Source organism: Pseudomonas sp. GW821-FHT09D08 (genome assembly GCF_059416305.1).
In genome coordinates this window covers 203,016-220,350 of sequence record NZ_JBWKOX010000006.1, presented here as the reverse complement: position 1 = coordinate 220,350, position 17,335 = coordinate 203,016, and the positions used below count along the sequence as shown (strand labels likewise).

The following is a 17,335-nucleotide window of genomic DNA, read 5'->3' as shown; positions in this document are numbered from 1 at the left end:
CAGGCCCCTGGGTTGCCTTACTCGGCGTACTCGATCAAGAAGCCCACACGGGTGTTGACCTTGCCTTCGGTCGCGGGGCCGCTGGCGTACATCTGCGCCGCCAATGGGATAACGGCCTGGTTGTCGACGATCACCGCGCCGGCCGATTTCTCGGTGTAGACGTTGATCGGCGTGCCATCGCGTTGAGTCACTTCCACCTGTACGTTCTTGGCGGCGCTGGTGTCGGACGGGTCATCGTAGCCGTCGATGTTCAAGCGCCCGGTCGCCACATCAATGGCCGGGCTGGTTGGATCGAACGCGACCATGGCGGTACGCCCGTTGCTGCAGCTGCCTTCACCCGGCGCGCCGATACGGATGGTGAAGCCCGTCGGGTTGGCACGACTGCCCGCGCTTGCCAGGCGTGCCGCCGAGACGCCTCCCAGGTTGACGTCCTTGACGACTGCGCCAGTGCCGGGGGCTGCACCTTCGACCGTGCACGTCAGGTCTGTCACAAGACCACTGAACTTGATGATGCCATCTGCTGCGTGCGCCGGTTGTGAAGCGGCGACGGTCAAGGCCAGCGCGGCCGTAATCGTGGAGAGGGGGTTAACGTTCATGATATTTCCAGTCGTCATTCATAGGTCTTGCCCGTCGCCGATGAAGATCGCTGATCTTTCGAATGGCGGGGTGCCCTAATTTGTCGCGTTTGCCGAGTGGTATCCATAGAGAATCAGCGAGACTTATCTCGTGATCGTTCGATAAGTTAATTTAACTTTTGTAGGTGTTTTCTGTAGTACTGGGAAATATCTGTAAGTTATACCTGAAGGGTTTTTTCTTATTGAATTGTCGTATTGATCCTCGCCTGTAACTGGGTATACCGTGTATTTAACCAGAGCGATTATGGGTGTGGTGCTGTATTCACTTGTATGGGTGTAATTATGGCTACTTCAATGTCCACTACGCATACCGTCATGCTGCTGGATGATCACGAGATGGTTCGGCAGGGCATCGAGTTGGGGTTGAGCAAGGAGGCCGACCTTGCGGTGATCGGTTCCTTCGGAACCGGCAAGGAACTGCTGGAGGCTCTTACGCGGCGGCCGGCCGATGTCGTGGTGATGGACTTTATCCTCGCGCCATCGGACAGCGATGGCCTCAGCCTGATCGAGGCGCTGCACCGGCGTTTCAGCACCTGCAGGCTCTTGATTGTGTGTTCGCACTACACGCCCGCCACTGTTTCTTTGTCGTTGAAGGCGGGTTGCAGGGGGATCATGGGGAAAACCCAAAACCTGACGGAGTTGATCACGGCAATCCGAACGGTCGCCCAGGGACGGATTTACCTGCAGCTTTGCATGGTGCCTGCGCTGCAGGGTGTGCAATCCGTATTGAAGGAGGGAAAGATTAAATCGGACAGAGACTTTTCGAAGCCATTGCAGTTTAACGAATGCCTGACGCCAAAAGAGCAGGAAGTATTGCGGTGTTTTCTGGACGGCATGTCCGTGAATTCCATTGCGGCTAAGTTTTCTCGAAGTGCAAGTACGATCAGTACGCAAAAACAATCCGCCTATCGAAAACTGGGAATCAGGAACGACAGTGAACTGTTCAAGTTTACTCACCAGTTCGGAAAACTCGGGTAGTCAGCCCTGATCGTCCAGATAACGTAGCGCCAATCGTTCCGTCGCCTGTCGCGCCGGCAACAGCAGGTGTGGCGCCACCAGCATCATGACCTGATACACCACCACCCGCACCTCGCCCTCACGGTCAAGAATGCGTTGGTAGTCCAGGGAGAACAGCAGGGTCATGGTGATCTGTTCCACCAACTGGCCCAGCGCCTGGGTGTCACTGACCAGTTGCCCGTCCGCCTTCAGGCGCGCCAGCAAGGACGCGAGGGTGCGCTTGAGTGCGGTCAGCAAGTTGCGAATGCCCTTGGCCAGTTTCGGCAGGCGCCCCGCCAGGTTCGACAGGTCCTGGAACAAAAACCGGTATTGGGCCATGCGTTCGATGATCAGGTGCAGGAACAGCCAGTAATCCTGGGCCTGCAGTTGCGCGTCCGCCGGCGGGTCGAGCAGCGGCGCCAATTCGCCCTGGAAGCGCTCGAACAACCCCAGCACCAGCGGTTCCTTGCCATGGAAGTGGTAGTAGAGGTTGCCGGGGCTGATCCCCATTTCATTGGCCACCTCCATGGTCGACACGTTCGGCTCGCCCTTCTGGTTGAACAACTGCAGGGCACATTCAAGGATACGGTCGCGGGTCTTCATCCAGTCTTCTTAATCTGATCGTTGAGCTCAGCGCACTCGCACGTAGGTGCCGGGCGCCGCTTCCATCGGTGGGTAGTTCTGGTTGCCCAGGGCGGTGAGGGTTTCGCGCTGTACGCCCGAGCGCTGCTGGATCCACGCCAGCCACTGCGGCCACCAACTGCCCTCGACGTGGTTGGCGTCGTAGTACCAGGCACGCGGGTCGCTGCTCAGCTTGGGATTTTCGACGTAGTTGGCCTTGGGGTTGCCCGGTGGGTTGAGGATGCTCTGGATATGCCCGCTGTTGGACAGCACGAAGCGCCGCTCGCCACCCAGCAATTGCGTGGAGCGATACACCGCGTCCCACGGCGTGATGTGGTCGTTGATCCCGGCCACGCTGAAGCTGTCCACCGTGACCTTCTGCAGGTCGATGGGCGTGCCGCACACTTCCAGGCCGCCGGGATGGCTCAGCGGGTTGTGCTTGAAGAAATCGAGCAGGTCGCCATGCAGTGCGGCGGGCAGGCGCGTGTTGTCGTTGTTCCAGTACAAAATGTCGAAGGCCGGCGGTTCCTTGCCCAGCAGGTAGTTATTGATCCAGTAGTTCCAGATCAGGTCGTTGGGACGCATCCAGGCGAACACCTTGGCCATGTCGCGGCCGTCCAGCACACCCTGCTGGTAGGAACGACGCTTGGCGGCTTCCAGGGTTTGCTCATCGGCAAACAGCATGGCGGGGCTGTCGATCTGGCTGTCCAGCAGGCTCACCAGGTAGCTGGCGCTGGAGATACGACGCAGCTGGCGCTTGGCTTGCAAGTGGCCTTGCAGGGCGGCGATGGTCAGGCCACCGGCGCAGGCGCCCATCAGGTTGACCTCGCGGGCACCGGTGATGGCCCGGCAGACGTTGAGTGCTTCCTCCAGCGCCGCCACATAGGTGGACAGGCCCCATTCGCGGTGGCGCACGTCCGGGTTGCGCCAACTGACCATGAAGGTCTGCAGGCCGTTCTTGAGGGCGTACTGCACGAAGCTGTTGGCCGGGCTCAAGTCGAAGATGTAGTACTTGTTGATTTGCGGCGGCACGATCAGCAGCGGCCTGGCGTACTGTTTTTCGCTCATGGGCTTGTATTGGATCAACTCAAGCAGCTCATTGCGAAATACCACCGAGCCTGGGGTGGTGGCCACGGTCTTGCCGACTTCAAAGGCCTGTTTGCTCACTTGGCGCGGCAGGCCGTTGTTGTGCAGCAGGTCGTCGAACAGGTTGCTCACGCCGCGCACCACACTGTTGCCGCCGGAGTTGAGCAGCTCCTTGACGGCCAGCGGGTTGAGCAGGGTGTTGGAGGGCGACACGGCGTCGTTGATCAAGGCGAAGGCAAAGTGCGCGCGGGCGCGGTCGTCGTCACTCAGTGAGCTGTCATCGATCCACTGGCGGGTCTGCTTCTGCCAGCTCAAATAGGCTTGCAGGCTGCGTCGGTAGAACGGGTTGAGCGTCCAGGTCGGGTCGCTGAAGCGGCTGTCCCGTGGGTTGGGCTCGTGCACGGTCTCACCCAGCAGCACACGACCCAGCTGACCGCCCAGGGCCAGGGCGTGGCGGGCGGTATGCACCGGGTTGCGCCAGCCGTGGGCGGCAACGCTGCGCAAGGTCGACAGCAAATCCCGACCGCGCAGGCCGGTGATCGCGTTTTGTGCGTTGATGAACGCGGCAGGGGTGGGCGCCGGGTTCGTCACGGGTCTTTCTCGCATGAGCCAACACTCCTTCGTCAAGCCATCAACAGGCACGCCAATTCAGAACCATAGTCGGTTCTCGGCAAGTTGCGCGGCGGTGTGGTCCTTACACCGCTGGTCGCGGGTGAATCACGGCCCGCATGCGCTCCTCCTCGAGAAACTTCATGATGATCGGCGCCACGGCTTCAGCCCGGGTGATCAGGAACAGGTGGCCGTCATCGATGATGTGCAACTGTGCGTTGGGAATGCGCCAGGCCAGCATGCGCATGTTGACCAGCGGGATCAGCGGGTCGTCGTCCCCGGCCAGCACCAAGGTCGGCTGGCGGATCTTGTGCAGCCAGTGGATGCTGGTCCAGCCCAGCCCCGCGAACAGCTGCCAGTAGTAGCCCAGCTTGCCGGCCGAGCGCACTTTGCTCGCGTGCTCGGCCGCCAGTTTCGAATCGCGGCGGAACGAACCGCCATAAATCATCGGTGCGATGCGCACCACGTGGGACGGTTGGATGTAGCGCCGGGGGCTGGCCATCAGCCACAGCACCTTCGGCTTGCCTGGCACCATAAAGGCACCGGCCGCGGTCGCGGCCAGGATCAGCTTCTTGCAGCGCTCCGGGTAGTCGTAGGCAAACTGCTGCGCCAAGGCGCCACCCCAGGACACGCCCACCGCATTCACCTGGCCATAGTCCAGGTAGTCCAGCATGCGTGCGGTGAGCTTGGCCAGGCCGGGAAAACGATAAGGCCGGTTGGGCGTCGAGGAGCCACCCACGCCCGGCACATCGAAGGCGATCACTTCCAGGTCCGGGTCCAGGGCCTGGACGAACGGAAACACCAGCTCAAGGTTGGCGCCGATGCCATTGAAGATCAGCAGCGGCGTCAAGTGGGGCTTGCCCGGGCGTACCGCCGTGCGGATGGTCTGGCCATCCAAGTCGATGGTACGGAAGATGAACGGTTGCGGCATGGGGGAACCCTTCGATAGGTACTTCAATCCCTTGTAGGAGCGAGCTTGCTCGCGAAGGTCGTCAACGATAACGCGGGATAGCTGATGTCCCGTGTTGATCTTGAGCCTTTCGCGAGCAAGCTCGCTCCTACAGGACTAGCGTTCATGCACATAGGTACCCGGCGCCGCTTCGGCTGCGGCGTACGTCTTGTTGCCTAATACCGTCGGTGCCTTCTTCAGCTTGCCCGCCCGTTCCGCTTGCCACGCCTGCCAATGCAACCACCACGAGTCAGTATGCTTGGTCGCATTCTCCTGCCACTCCAGTGGCTTGCCCGCCAGGCTGTCGCTGGTCTGGTAGCGCGCCTTGGGGTTGCCGGGCGGGTTGAGGATGCTCTGGATATGCCCGCTGCTGGAGAGTACGAATTCCACCTTGCCGCCAAACAGCTGTGCCGACTTGTAGCACGACTGCCAGGGCGTGATGTGGTCGTTGGTGCCGGCCAGTGAATAGATATCGGCCGTGACCTGCTTGAGGTCGATGGGCGTGCCGCACACTTCCAGGGCATTGGCGCGCACGAGTGGGTTGTTTTTGAACAGTTCGATCAGGTCGCCGTGGAAGGCCGCCGGCAAGCGCGTGGTGTCGTTGTTCCAGAACAGGATGTCGAACACCGGCGGCTCATTGCCCAGCAGGTAGTTGTTGACCCAGTAGTTCCAGATCAGGTCGTTGGGGCGCATCCAGGCGAACACCTTGGCCATGTCGCGGCCTTCCAGTACACCGGCCTGGTAGGAGTGGCGCTTGGCCGCTTCCAGGGTCTGCTCATCCACGAACAGCGCGACCTGGGTGTCCAGGGTGGTGTCCAGCACGCTCACCAGCAGGGTCAGGGCGTTGACCTTCTTCTCCCCCAGCGCCGCGTAGTGGCCCAGCAGGGCGGTGCAGGTGATACCGCCGGAGCAGGCGCCGAGCATATTCACGTCTTTGCTGCCGGTGATCGCGGTGACCACGTCGACCGCTTCCTTGAGCGCCTCGATATAGGTCGACAGGCCCCACTCGCGCTGGGCCTTGGTCGGGTTGCGCCAACTGACGATAAAGGTCTGCTGCCCGTTGCGCAGGCAGAAGCGCGCCAGGCTCTTCTCCGGGCTCAGGTCGAATACATAGAATTTGTTGATCTGCGGCGGTACCACCAGCAACGGGCGTTCGTGCACCTGTTCGGTGATCGGCTTGTACTGGATCAGCTCCAGAACGTCGTTGCGAAATACCACCGCCCCTTCGGTGATGCCCAGGGTCTTGCCCACTTCAAACGCGCCCATGTTGACCTGGCTCGGCATGCCGCCGTTGTGCACCATGTCCTTGGCCAGGTGCGACAGGCCGTCGAGCAGGCTCTTGCCGCCGGTTTCAAAGAAGCGTTTGACCGCCGCCGGGTTGGCCGCGCTGTTGGTAGGGGCCATGGCTTCGGTCATCAGGTTGATCACGAAGTGGCCGCGGCTGATGTCCTGTTCCGACAGGTTACTGTCGCCGATCCAGTCGTGCAGTTCCTTGCGCCACGCCAGGTAGGTTTGCAGGTAGCGTTTGTAGAGCGGGTTCTGGCTCCAGGCTGGGTCGTGAAAGCGACGGTCATCGCTTTCGGGCTGCAGCTGCGATTTGCCGAACATCACGTTCTTCAATTCAACGCCAAAGTGGGCGACGTGCTTGACGCTGTGCAACGGTTGCTTGATGGCTTGGGTCAGCACCATCTTGGCCGAGGCCAGTAAATCCTTTTTACGTAACGCGATGATCGGGTTGAGTCCCAGGGTGTTTTCCGAGGCCTGGCGTTTCAAGTCATCGTTGTTCTTGTTACTCATCTACGACGCTCCATTGTCCGAAAGACGAGTACCGGGTACCGCTGCGCACCAGGTTTCGATACACAACACAAGCCAGGTACTGCGACTCGGGTGACCGTTGATACCGCATCGTCAAATGCAGGGAACTTGCCAGTTCCATTGGTTACCCGAGTTTAATTTTTTTCGCAAGCGGGCCAATCGTTGGCCACGCGACAGGGCATTCAAGCAGATGAAATTAGAAAATGCCCTCTAAAGAGCAAGAAGCCTGGACTAGAGCATCAGCCGCACGACCGACTCGCTCGGATCGCGGGTTTTGCCGGCTGCCTTGAGCTCGGCGAGATAATCGGCCCACAACGCGTCCTGACGCACGGCCAATTGGTAGAGGTAGTCCCAGGTGAACAGTCCGCTGTCATGCCCGTCGTCGAAGGTCAATTTCAGTGCGTACTGGCCGGCCGGTTCGATCTTGGTCAACCGCACGTTGAGCTTGCCGAATTGCAGGATAGGCTTGCCGTGGCCCTGGACCTCGGCGGAAGGCGAATGCACCCGCAGCAGTTCGGCGGGCAACTGGTAGACCTCGTCGGGCCCATAGGTGAGGCCGAGGGTGTTGGAGGTTTTGTGCAGGTTTACAGCGGTAGGAAACTTGGCCATATGAGGTGCTCTTGAATAAACCGGCTTAAAAATGTGGGAGGGGGCTTGCCCCCGATTGCAGTGGGTCAGCTATAGATAAGCTGACTGATCCACCGCTATCGGGGGCAAGCCCCCTCCCACATTTGAAGCAAAGCAGTTCTGTGTGAGGCTTACAGAATATACCGCGACAAGTCCTCGTTCTGCGCCAATTCGCCCAAGTGGCTGTTGACGTAGTCGGCGTCGATCTTGATCGCTACGCCATTCTGCGCCCCGGCCATGTCGCCGGCGCTGAAGGACACTTCCTCAAGCAGGCGCTCAAGCAAGGTGTGCAGGCGGCGCGCACCGATGTTCTCGGTCTTCTCGTTGACCTGCCAGGCAATCTCCGCCAGGCGCTTGATACCGTCCGGTAGGAACTCGATGCCCAGCCCTTCGGTTTTCAGCAGCTCACGGTATTGCTCGGTGAGCGACGCATGGGGTTCGCTGAGGATGCGCTCGAAGTCGCCGGGGGTCAGCGCCTTGAGCTCTACGCGAATCGGCAGGCGGCCTTGCAGCTCGGGCACCAGGTCGCTTGGCTTGCTCAGGTGGAACGCACCCGAAGCGATAAACAGGATGTGGTCGGTCTTGACCATGCCCAGCTTGGTATTGACGGTGCAGCCTTCGATCAGCGGCAGCAGGTCGCGCTGCACACCTTCGCGCGATACATCGACGCCGCCGGCGTTGCCGCGCTTGGCCACCTTGTCGATCTCGTCGATAAACACGATGCCGTGCTGCTCAACCGCTTCCAGGGCCTTGGCCTTGAGTTCTTCCTCGTTCACCAGGCGCCCGGCTTCCTCGTCGCGCACCAGTTTCAGTGCTTCCTTCACCTTGAGCTTGCGGCTTTTCTTCTTGCCCTTGCCCATGTTGGCGAACAGGTTCTGCAGCTGGCTGGTCATTTCTTCCATGCCAGGCGGTGCGGAGATGTCGACGCCAGAGACTTCAGCGACTTCGATCTCGATTTCCTTGTCGTCCAACTGGCCTTCACGCAGGCGCTTGCGGAACAGCTGGCGGGTGTTGGAATCCGAGGCCGGTGCGGCGTCTTCATTGAAGCCCATGCGCGCCGGTGGCAGCAGGGCGTCAAGGATGCGTTCTTCGGCGGCGTCTTCGGCACGGTGGCTGACCTTGGTCATTTCCTGTTCGCGCAGCAGTTTCAGGGCAGCGTCGGCCAGATCACGAATGATCGACTCGACATCGCGGCCCACATAGCCGACTTCGGTGAACTTGGTCGCTTCGACCTTGATGAACGGTGCGTTGGCCAGTTTGGCCAGGCGTCGCGCGATCTCGGTTTTACCGACGCCGGTCGGGCCGATCATCAGGATGTTCTTGGGTGTTACTTCAACGCGTAATTCTTCGGGCAGTTGCATCCGGCGCCAGCGGTTACGCAGCGCGATGGCAACCGCGCGCTTGGCATCGTCCTGGCCGATGATATGGCGATTGAGTTCATGGACGATTTCGCGGGGAGTCATGGACATAGTGTTTGGCGGCCTCAAGCGGGAATAAGCCTACGGCTTACTCGGCGAGGTCCTGCTCCTCAATGGTGAAGTTGTGGTTGGTGAACACGCAGATATCGCCGGCGATGCCCAGGGCGGTCTCGACGATTTCGCGGGCCGACAGGTCGGTTTTCTTCAACAGTGCGCTGGCTGCGGCTTGTGCATACCCGCCGCCGGAGCCCATGGCGATCAGGCCATGTTCAGGTTCAACCACATCGCCGTTACCGGTGATGATCAGGGACGCATCTTTGTTGGCGACGGCCAGCATGGCTTCCAGGCGGCTGAGGGAACGGTCGGTGCGCCATTCTTTGGCGAGTTCGACAGCGGCACGTACGAGGTGGCCCTGGTGTTTTTCCAGCTGGCCTTCGAAACGCTCGAAGAGGGTGAAGGCGTCGGCGGTTGCACCGGCAAAACCGGCGAGGACCTGGCCGTGATACAGGCGACGCACTTTTTTCGCATTGCCTTTCATCACGGTATTGCCCAGGGAAACCTGGCCGTCGCCGCCCATGACGACTTTGCCGTGGCGACGTACTGAAACGATGGTGGTCAAGGGGAGAGTCTCCACGCAGCGGGGCGAAAATGCCCTGATGGAAACTCATATGGGGGTGGCGGGGGGGATTTCAACCATGGGGGTTTATGGCGGACGAGTGGTGTTTATCGGTCTGACACCCATTTCAGAGCGCTGCAAAACCAAATGTGGGAGGGGGCTTGCCCCCGATGGCGGTGTATCAGTCACCGAAAATATTGACTGAACTGCCGCTATCGGGGGCAAGCCCCCGCCCACATTTTTATCGAAGTTGAGCCCGAATCAGCGGCTCTGGCGCTGTTGTAACAACAAGTTGCTAAACCCGGCGCCGGCCAATTGCTTCTGCGCCACGGTCAGCTGTTCGCGGTTGCTGAACGGCCCCACCAGCACGCGATACCAGGTCGCGTCCTTCACCGTGCCGGACTCCACCGTCACCGTCTGGCCCAGCAGAATGATCTGCGCACGCACGCGATCCGCATCCGCCTGCTTCGGGAACGAGCCCGCCTGCAGGAAGAACTTGGTCACAGGTGCGGCCTTGGTTTCGGCAACCGGTGGTGCTGGCGGCGGAGTAATACCGGCCAGTGCTGCCTGGGCCCGCGCCGTATCGATTTTCGCCGCTTCCGCAGGGGTGACTGGCGTGGTCGGCACTTGCGGCGTCGGCAGGGTTTTTTCCGGCACGGCGTCGGGTGGCACGATCACTTCCGATTCCGGCAGCAGCGTATAGAAGTCGTACTTCGGCTTTACCGGTGCTGTCGGGCTCGGTGCAGTCTTGTTGGCTTCAGCCATTTTCGTGGCCTTCTGCTGTTCCTGCTTGACCCGTTTGACGTCATCGCCCTGGCCTGGGTCCAGCTTCATCAGGAACACGATAAACGCGCCGACCGTGAGGCCGATGGCCATCCACAACCAGCCTGGGATCGGCTTCTTCGCCGGGGCCTGGTAGCGGCTGGCGCCGCGCTTGGGTGCAGGTTTTTTCTTGGCAGCCAACTTACATACGCTCCAGAGTTTCCAGGCCCAACAGTTCCAGGCCTTGCTTGAGGGTCCGTCCAGCCAGTGCGGCGAGGCGCAGGCGACTTTGCTTCTGGGCTTCGTCGTCGGCGGTGAGGATCGGGCAGTTCTCGTAGAAGCTGGAGAACAACCCGGCGACTTCGTACAGGTAGGTGCACAGGATATGCGGTGTGCCTTTCTCGCCGACGCTGTTCAGCACTTCGCCGAATTGCGCCAGCTTGGCGGCCAGCTCCTGTTCATGGGGCGCATCCAGCACGATGCGGCCTTCGACTTCGCTGAAGTCCTTGCCCAGCTTGCGGAACACACCGGCCACGCGGGTGTAGGCGTACAGCAGGTACGGCGCGGTGTTGCCCTCGAAGTTGAGCATCAGTTCGAAGTTGAAGCTGTAGTCGCTGGTGCGGTGCTTGGACAGGTCGGCGTATTTCACCGCGCCAATCCCCACCACGCGGGCGATGTTGCGCAGGTCGGCCTCGGCCAGCTCCGGGTTCTTTTCCTTCACCAGGTTGTAGGCGCGGTCCTGGGCTTCGTTGAGCAGGTCGATCAGCTTGACGGTGCCGCCGTCGCGGGTCTTGAACGGGCGGCCATCGGCGCCGTTCATGGTGCCGAAGCCCATGTGCTCCATGTGCATCGGGTGGGTGACGAAGCCGGCGCGACGTGCCACTTCGAACACCTGCTGGAAGTGCAGGGCCTGGCGCTGGTCGACGAAATACAGCGCACGGTCGGCCTTGAGCACGCCGCTGCGGTAGCGCACGGCCGCGAGGTCGGTGGTGGCATAGAGGTAGCCGCCATCGGCCTTGACGATGATCACCGGCAGCGGCTCGCCGTCGGCGGTCTTGAATTCTTCGAGGAACACGCACTGCGCGCCGTTGCTCTCGACCAGCAGGCCCTTGGCCTTGAGGTCGTTGACCACGTTGATCAGGTCGTCGTTGTAGGCGCTTTCGCCCATCACGTCGGCCATGGTCAGCTTGACGTTGAGCAACTCGTAGATTTCCTGGCAGTGGGACAGCGAGATCTCGCGGAAGCGGCCCCACAGTTCCAGGCATTCCTTGTCGCCGGCTTGCAGCTTGACCACCAGGCCGCGGGCGCGATCGGCGAACTCTTCGGATTCGTCGAAACGCTTCTTGGCGGCGCGGTAGAAGTTCTCCAGGTCCGACAGCTCGTTGCTGGTGATCGGGTTTTCCTGCAGGTAGGCCATCAGCATGCCGAACTGGGTGCCCCAGTCGCCTACGTGGTTCTGGCGGATCACGGTGTCGCCGAGAAACTCCAGGACCCGGGCCACGCCGTCGCCGATGATGGTCGAGCGCAGGTGACCGACATGCATCTCCTTGGCCAGGTTGGGCGCCGACAGGTCGATGGCCACGCGCTGAGCCGGGCCGGCCTTGCGTACGCCGATCCTGGCATCGGCCAGGGCCGCATCCAGGCGTGAAGCCAGGGCCTGGGTGTTCTGGAAGAAGTTGATAAAGCCCGGGCCGGCGATTTCGGCCTTGGTAACGCTCTCGTCGGCAGGCAGCGCGGCGATGATTTTTTCCGCCAGGTCGCGCGGCTTCATGCCGGCCGGCTTGGACAGCATCATCGCGATGTTGCTGGCGAAGTCGCCGTGGGTCTTGTCGCGGGTGTTTTCCACCTGGATCGCCGGCGTCAGGCCTTCAGGCAACACACCTTCGTTGACGAGTTGGGTGAGGGCTTGTTGGATCAGCTGGCGAATGGTGTCTTTCATGGTGTTCTCTTTCGACCGCAAGCGGCGGCGCGCGATGCGCAGGTGGAAAAACTGGGCATTATCCGTGGCGAGGGCGGGCTTGCCAACCTTCGCAGGACCTGTGGCCAGGCTTAATACAAATCTACCGGGTCTACATCCAACGACCATCGCACCTGGCGGCCACTGGGCATTTGCTCCAGCGCAAGTAACCAGCTACTTAATAGGCGATGCAACGGTGCGCGGGACGTGGCCTGCAAGAGTAGCTGGGCACGATAACGCCCGGCACGACGCTCCATGGGCGCGGGTACCGGGCCGAGCAATTCGATGCCGCTCAGCCCCAGCTCGCCGAGCAAGCGTTCGGCGGCGCTGCAGGCTTCGTCCAGAAAACCCTCGGCCTGCCCCGGTTTATGGGCTTCGGCACGCAACAGCGCAAGGTGCGCAAAGGGCGGCAGGCCGGCGGAGCGGCGTTCGCTCAGCGCCTGTTCGGCGAAGGCAAAGTAGCCTTGTTCGGTCAGTTGAATCAGCAACGGATGGTCGGCCAGGTGGGTCTGGATAATCACCTTGCCCGGCTCCTCGGCGCGCCCGGCACGCCCGGCGACCTGCACGATCAGCTGCGCCATGCGCTCGCTGGCGCGGAAGTCGCCGGAAAACAGCCCGCCGTCGGCATCCAGGATCGACACCAGGGTCACCCGGGGGAAGTGGTGCCCTTTGGCGAGCATTTGCGTACCCACGAGGATGCACGGCTGGCCCTTCTGGATGGTGGCGAACAGCTGGTTCATCGCGTCCTTGCGCGATGTGCTGTCGCGGTCGACCCGCAAAACCGGGTAGTCCGGGAACAGAATCCCCAGGCGCTCCTCGGCGCGCTCGGTGCCTGCGCCCACCGGACGCAGATCGACCTTGCCGCACTGTGGGCAATGGCGCGGTACACGCTCCACATGGCCGCAATGGTGGCAACGCAGTTCGCCATGGCGCTGATGCACGGTCATGCGCGCATCGCAACGCTCGCACTCGGACATCCAGCCGCAGTCATGGCACAGCAGCGTCGGCGCAAAGCCCCGGCGGTTGAGAAACACCAAGACCTGCTGGCCGGCCGCCAGGGTCTGGCCGATGGCTTGTTGCATCGGCCCGGAAATGCCGCTGTCCAGCGGCCGGCTTTTTACGTCCAGGCGCAGGAAACGGGGTTGCTTGGCGCCGCCGGCGCGCTCGTTCAGGCGCAGCAGCCCGTAACGACCGGTGTAGGCATTGTGCAGGCTTTCCAGGGACGGTGTGGCCGAGCCCAACACAATCGGGATGTCTTCCTGGCGCGCGCGCACCAGCGCCAGGTCGCGGGCGTGGTAGCGCAGGCCTTCCTGCTGTTTATAGGAGCCGTCGTGTTCCTCGTCGATGATGATCAGCCCGGGGTTTTTCATCGGCGTGAACAGCGCCGAGCGGGTGCCGATAATAATGTCGGCTTCGCCATCCCGCGCCGCCAGCCACGACTCCAGGCGCTCACGGTCATTGACCGCCGAGTGCACCAGGGCGATGCGCGCATTGAAACGCTGTTCGAAGCGCGCCAGAGTCTGCGGGCCCAGGTTGATCTCGGGGATCAGCACCAGTGCCTGTTTGCCGGCCTGCAGGGTTTCGCGGATCAACTGCAAATAGACTTCGGTCTTGCCGCTGCCGGTGACGCCCGCCAGCAGGAACGCATGGAAGCTGTCGAAACCTGCGCGAATCGCTTCATAGGCGGCACGTTGTTCAGGGTTCAGCGGCAGTTCGGGCTGGGCCAGCCAGTGTTCGTGGCGCGGGTCGGGGGCATGCCTGCGGATTTCCACCTGCACCAGGCCCTTGGCCAGCAACAGGTCGAGGCTGTCCTTGCTCAGCATCAGCTTGCTCAACAACTGATGGGCGACGCCATGGGGATGCTGGGCCAGGGTCGCCAGGGCTTCACGCTGGCGCGGGGCGCGGGCGATGCGCGGGTCGTCGAGGTGTGCGCCGGGCACCGTCGACCAGAAGCGTTCCTGGCGCGTTTCGGCCAGTTCACCCTGGCGCAACAGCACCGGCAGTGCCCAGCTCAGCGTGTCACCGAGGCTGTGCTGGTAATACTGGGCGGTCCACAGGCACAGCTTGAACAGGGCGGGAGGCAACGGCGGCGTGGCATCGAGCAGGGCGATGGCCGGCTTGAGCTTCTCGGCCGGCACTTCGCTGTGGTCGGCGACTTCCACCAGGATGCCGATCATCTCTCGGCGGCCAAACGGCACGCGCACGCGCATGCCCGGCTGCAACTGCGTGCGCAGCACACCGGCCGGGGCCCGGTAGTCGAACAGGCGGCGCAGGGGCGAGGGCAGGGCTAGGCGCAAAATGGCGTCGGGCACGCGAGAGGTCTCATCTATAAAGGCAGGCGGTGGCGCAGGGGCGGGAGCCTAGCAGACCGGGGGAGGCTTGGGGTAGCCGCCAGTTTTCTGATGAAAGGTGCTTTTATGTTGACACGCGATGGGTGTCGCCGCTTGCGTGTTTAAAAAGGTCTGGTAGAATCCGCGGCCTAATTACGTGCGGTATTCGACAATAGTGTTGAGTGGCGGCACGCTAGCCCGAGGAAGTCACCATGAAAGCCGATATCCATCCAGCGTACGAAACCATCGAAGTAACCTGCAGCTGCGGCAACAAGTTCGAAACTCGCTCGAACCTGTGCAAGCCACTGGGTACTGACGTATGCAACGAGTGCCACCCGTTCTACACCGGTAAGCAGAAAACTCTGGACACCGGCGGCCGTGTACAGCGCTTCGCAGATCGCTTTGGTGCTTTCGGCAAGAAGCCTGCTGCTACTCCAGCAGAGTAAGGCTCAAAAGCCTTATGGGCTTTTGCCAGCTGTTGAAAAAGGCGTCCCTTGCGGGCGCCTTTTTTGTGCCTGCGATTTGGGTGACGGCCGTGCAGGCCGAGGTATTCTGCCCCGCGCCGACGGCCCTGGCCCGCATGGAAGTGCAGCGGGTAGTGGATGGCGACACGGTGCGCCTCAAGGATGGCCGCAGTGTGCGGATGATCGGTATCAATGCTCCGGAAACCGGCAAGAAGGGGCGCGCCGACGAGCCTTTCGCGGTTGCCGCGCGCCAGCGCCTGCAGGCGTTGGTGGATGCCAGCGGTGGTCGTGTCGGCCTGGTGCCGGGGCGTGAGCGTAAGGATCATTACGGGCGCACCCTGGCCCACCTCTATGGTGCCGACGGCGAGAACCTGGAGGCGCAACTGTTGGCCGAGGGCCTGGGATTCCAGGTCGGCGTGGCGCCGAATGTCGATCTCGTCACCTGTCAGCAGGCGGCTGAAAACAGCGCCCGTAACGCGCGCCTGGGCCTGTGGCGCCAATCGCCGGTACAGTCTGTGGCGCAGCTCAAACGCTCCGGGTTTGCCGTGGTCAGTGGCCGGGTCAGCCAGGTAAAGCGCAATCGCGGCGGTATCTGGATTGAAATGCAGGGATCACTGGTATTACGCGTCTCGCCTGCTCTGGTCAGTCAGTTCGATGCTGCCGGGCTTAATGGTCTGCAAGGCCGCACTGTTGAGGCGCGGGGCTGGGTACAGGATCGCTCGCGACGCGGCGGGCTGAAAAAAGGTCAGGCGCGCTGGCTTCTGCCGTTGACCGATCCAAGTATGCTCAAATCGACGCACTGAGAAAAAATTGTAGACATTTTTTAAGTCGATTGTGAACAGTTGAGCCCTTGTATCCCGTGGCTCTTGGCCGAAAGTCTTAGTGCAGGGCCCTTGACACCTGTGACTGCCCAGTCTTGTAGGGACTTTACGACACGAGTATCCTCGGCGGTCCGTCGACCAACAGTAAAAGCGGAATGCCGATATGTCTGATTTGAAAACTGCCGCTCTCGAATATCATGCCCATCCTCGTCCAGGAAAGCTGAGTGTAGAGCTCACCAAAGCCACCGCCACCGCCCGCGACCTGTCGCTGGCCTACAGCCCTGGCGTGGCCGAGCCCGTACGTGAAATCGCCCGCGACCCCGAACTGGCGTACAAGTACACCGGCAAAGGCAACCTGGTTGCAGTGATTTCCGATGGCACCGCGATTCTCGGCCTGGGTAACCTCGGCCCACTGGCCTCCAAGCCAGTCATGGAAGGTAAGGGCGTGCTGTTCAAGCGCTTCGCCGGCATCGACGTTTTCGATATCGAAGTCGACTCCGAGAGCCCGCAGGCTTTCATCGACACGGTCAAGCGCATTTCCATCACCTTCGGTGGCATCAACCTGGAAGACATCAAGGCACCTGAGTGCTTCGAGATCGAAAAGGCCCTGATCGAGCAGTGCGACATTCCGGTATTCCACGATGACCAGCACGGCACCGCGATCGTCACCGCGGCCGGCATGATCAATGCCCTGGAAATCGCCGGCAAGACCCTGGCTGACGCCAAGATCGTCTGCCTGGGCGCCGGCGCTGCGGCCATCTCCTGCATGAAGCTGATCGTCAGCATGGGCGCCAAGCTGGAAAACATCTATATGGTCGACAGCAAGGGCGTAATCCAGTCCGAGCGTACCGACCTGAACCAGTACAAGGCGATGTTTGCCCACCCGTCCTCCAAGCGTACCCTGGCTGACGCCCTGAACGGTGCCGACGTGTTCGTCGGCCTGTCCGGCCCGAACCTGCTGAGCGCTGAAGGCCTGAAGTCCATGGCGGCCAACCCGATCGTGTTCGCCTGCTCCAACCCTGATCCGGAAATCGCCCCGGAACTGGCCCACGCCACCCGCGACGACGTGATCATGGCCACCGGTCGTTCGGACTACCCGAACCAGGTCAACAACGTTTTGGGCTTCCCGTTCATCTTCCGTGGTGCCCTGGACGTTCGCGCCAAGCGCATCAACGAAGAGATGAAAGTGGCTGCCGCCAACGCCCTGCGTGAACTGGCCAAGCTGCCCGTGCCTCAGGACGTGTGCGACGCCTACGGTGGCGCCAAGCTGGAATTCGGTCGTGAGTACATCATCCCGAAACCAATGGATAAGCGCCTGATCACCCTGATCTCCGATGCCGTGGCCAAGGCCGCGATCGAGACCGGTGTGGCCACCCTGCCGTATCCAAAAAACTACCCGCTGCAAAGCGTGGATGATGTGTTCAACGGCTAAGCCGTTGTAGCGCACCAACAAAAAGCCCCGGCTCTCGCGAGTCGGGGCTTTTTGTTGGGGTGGCGATTAACTTGTGTCCTGTGGAGATCAAATGTGGGAGGGGGCTTGCCCCCGATGGCGGTGTGTCAGTCACTCGATGAGTTGGCTGGTCCAGTGCTATCGGGGGCAAGCCCCCTCCCACATTGGGTTCTGCGTAG

Annotated in this window: 15 protein-coding genes; 4 read left to right on the top strand and 11 right to left on the bottom strand. The window is 61.5% G+C overall.

Going from position 1 to position 17,335, the window contains the following annotated elements:
• Positions 1-17 precede the first annotated feature (17 nt).
• Entirely contained in the window at positions 18-596 is a 579-nt protein-coding gene (locus AC07OP_RS13950) for a fimbrial protein (RefSeq protein WP_115486475.1), read from the bottom strand.
• 354 nt (positions 597-950) lie between these two features.
• Here AC07OP_RS13950 and AC07OP_RS13945 point away from each other — a divergent pair, with 354 nt between their 5' ends.
• Positions 951-1,613 carry a response regulator gene (locus AC07OP_RS13945; RefSeq protein ID WP_115486529.1) on the top strand — a complete coding sequence of 221 codons (663 nt, stop codon included), beginning with the start codon at positions 951-953 and terminating at the stop codon, positions 1,611-1,613.
• Here the strand turns inward: AC07OP_RS13945 and AC07OP_RS13940 are convergent, their stop codons facing one another.
• The 10 genes from AC07OP_RS13940 to AC07OP_RS13895 form a co-directional block, all read right to left on the bottom strand.
• Positions 1,614-2,234 carry a TetR/AcrR family transcriptional regulator gene (locus AC07OP_RS13940; RefSeq protein ID WP_065940780.1) on the bottom strand — a complete coding sequence of 207 codons (621 nt, stop codon included), beginning with the start codon at positions 2,232-2,234 and terminating at the stop codon, positions 1,614-1,616.
• Between the two features lie 27 nt (positions 2,235-2,261).
• Positions 2,262-3,944, bottom strand: coding sequence for a class II poly(R)-hydroxyalkanoic acid synthase (gene phaC, locus AC07OP_RS13935; protein ID WP_027605019.1), 1,683 nt, complete (start codon positions 3,942-3,944; stop codon positions 2,262-2,264).
• An 88-nt stretch (positions 3,945-4,032) separates the two neighbouring features.
• Positions 4,033-4,878 (bottom strand): poly(3-hydroxyalkanoate) depolymerase, encoded by an 846-nt coding sequence (gene phaZ, locus AC07OP_RS13930; protein ID WP_027605018.1) that lies wholly within the window; start codon positions 4,876-4,878, stop codon positions 4,033-4,035.
• 135 nt (positions 4,879-5,013) lie between these two features.
• Positions 5,014-6,693, bottom strand: a complete 1,680-nt coding sequence (gene phaC / locus AC07OP_RS13925; protein WP_115486474.1) for a class II poly(R)-hydroxyalkanoic acid synthase — start codon at positions 6,691-6,693, stop codon at positions 5,014-5,016.
• 249 nt (positions 6,694-6,942) lie between these two features.
• Complete coding sequence (locus tag AC07OP_RS13920; RefSeq protein WP_027605016.1) at positions 6,943-7,320, bottom strand: gamma-butyrobetaine hydroxylase family protein; 378 nt, start codon at positions 7,318-7,320, stop codon at positions 6,943-6,945.
• 149 nt (positions 7,321-7,469) lie between these two features.
• Positions 7,470-8,807 (bottom strand): ATP-dependent protease ATPase subunit HslU, encoded by a 1,338-nt coding sequence (hslU, locus tag AC07OP_RS13915; protein ID WP_065940783.1) that lies wholly within the window; start codon positions 8,805-8,807, stop codon positions 7,470-7,472.
• Between the two features lie 37 nt (positions 8,808-8,844).
• Positions 8,845-9,375: an ATP-dependent protease subunit HslV gene (gene hslV / locus AC07OP_RS13910; RefSeq protein ID WP_010563201.1), complete on the bottom strand. Its 531-nt coding sequence runs from the start codon at positions 9,373-9,375 to the stop codon at positions 8,845-8,847.
• A gap of 258 nt (positions 9,376-9,633) precedes the next feature.
• Positions 9,634-10,335, bottom strand: a complete 702-nt coding sequence (locus tag AC07OP_RS13905) for an SPOR domain-containing protein (protein ID WP_027605014.1) — start codon at positions 10,333-10,335, stop codon at positions 9,634-9,636.
• Between the two features lies 1 nt (position 10,336).
• Positions 10,337-12,073 (bottom strand): arginine--tRNA ligase, encoded by a 1,737-nt coding sequence (argS, locus tag AC07OP_RS13900; protein ID WP_027605013.1) that lies wholly within the window; start codon positions 12,071-12,073, stop codon positions 10,337-10,339.
• Between the two features lie 110 nt (positions 12,074-12,183).
• Positions 12,184-14,403: a primosomal protein N' gene (locus AC07OP_RS13895; RefSeq protein WP_495101378.1), complete on the bottom strand. Its 2,220-nt coding sequence runs from the start codon at positions 14,401-14,403 to the stop codon at positions 12,184-12,186.
• A 230-nt stretch (positions 14,404-14,633) separates the two neighbouring features.
• Between AC07OP_RS13895 and rpmE the strand changes: the two genes are divergently transcribed.
• The 3 genes from rpmE to AC07OP_RS13880 all read left to right on the top strand — a co-directional run bounded on the left by rpmE (position 14,634) and on the right by AC07OP_RS13880 (position 17,138).
• On the top strand, positions 14,634-14,867 hold the full coding sequence (gene rpmE, locus AC07OP_RS13890) for a 50S ribosomal protein L31 (protein ID WP_005784030.1): 234 nt from the start codon (positions 14,634-14,636) through the stop codon (positions 14,865-14,867).
• A gap of 14 nt (positions 14,868-14,881) precedes the next feature.
• Positions 14,882-15,688 (top strand): thermonuclease family protein, encoded by an 807-nt coding sequence (locus AC07OP_RS13885; protein WP_495101377.1) that lies wholly within the window; start codon positions 14,882-14,884, stop codon positions 15,686-15,688.
• 181 nt (positions 15,689-15,869) lie between these two features.
• Complete coding sequence (locus tag AC07OP_RS13880; RefSeq protein WP_027605010.1) at positions 15,870-17,138, top strand: malic enzyme-like NAD(P)-binding protein; 1,269 nt, start codon at positions 15,870-15,872, stop codon at positions 17,136-17,138.
• The last annotated feature ends 197 nt before the right edge of the window (positions 17,139-17,335 follow it).

Bases quoted from the DNA above. Each gene is read 5' to 3' on its own strand.
- AC07OP_RS13880 (WP_027605010.1), top strand. From the start codon at position 15,870: ATGTCTGATTTGAAAACTGCCGCTCTCGAATATCATGCCCATCCTCGT.
- argS (WP_027605013.1), bottom strand. From the start codon at position 12,073: ATGAAAGACACCATTCGCCAGCTGATCCAACAAGCCCTCACCCAACTC.
- hslU (WP_065940783.1), bottom strand. From the start codon at position 8,807: ATGTCCATGACTCCCCGCGAAATCGTCCATGAACTCAATCGCCATATC.
- AC07OP_RS13940 (WP_065940780.1), bottom strand. From the start codon at position 2,234: ATGAAGACCCGCGACCGTATCCTTGAATGTGCCCTGCAGTTGTTCAAC.
- phaZ (WP_027605018.1), bottom strand. From the start codon at position 4,878: ATGCCGCAACCGTTCATCTTCCGTACCATCGACTTGGATGGCCAGACC.
- AC07OP_RS13945 (WP_115486529.1), top strand. From the start codon at position 951: ATGCTGCTGGATGATCACGAGATGGTTCGGCAGGGCATCGAGTTGGGG.
- phaC (WP_115486474.1), bottom strand. From the start codon at position 6,693: ATGAGTAACAAGAACAACGATGACTTGAAACGCCAGGCCTCGGAAAAC.
- rpmE (WP_005784030.1), top strand. From the start codon at position 14,634: ATGAAAGCCGATATCCATCCAGCGTACGAAACCATCGAAGTAACCTGC.
- AC07OP_RS13885 (WP_495101377.1), top strand. From the start codon at position 14,882: ATGGGCTTTTGCCAGCTGTTGAAAAAGGCGTCCCTTGCGGGCGCCTTT.
- AC07OP_RS13950 (WP_115486475.1), bottom strand. From the start codon at position 596: ATGAACGTTAACCCCCTCTCCACGATTACGGCCGCGCTGGCCTTGACC.
- AC07OP_RS13920 (WP_027605016.1), bottom strand. From the start codon at position 7,320: ATGGCCAAGTTTCCTACCGCTGTAAACCTGCACAAAACCTCCAACACC.
- phaC (WP_027605019.1), bottom strand. From the start codon at position 3,944: ATGCGAGAAAGACCCGTGACGAACCCGGCGCCCACCCCTGCCGCGTTC.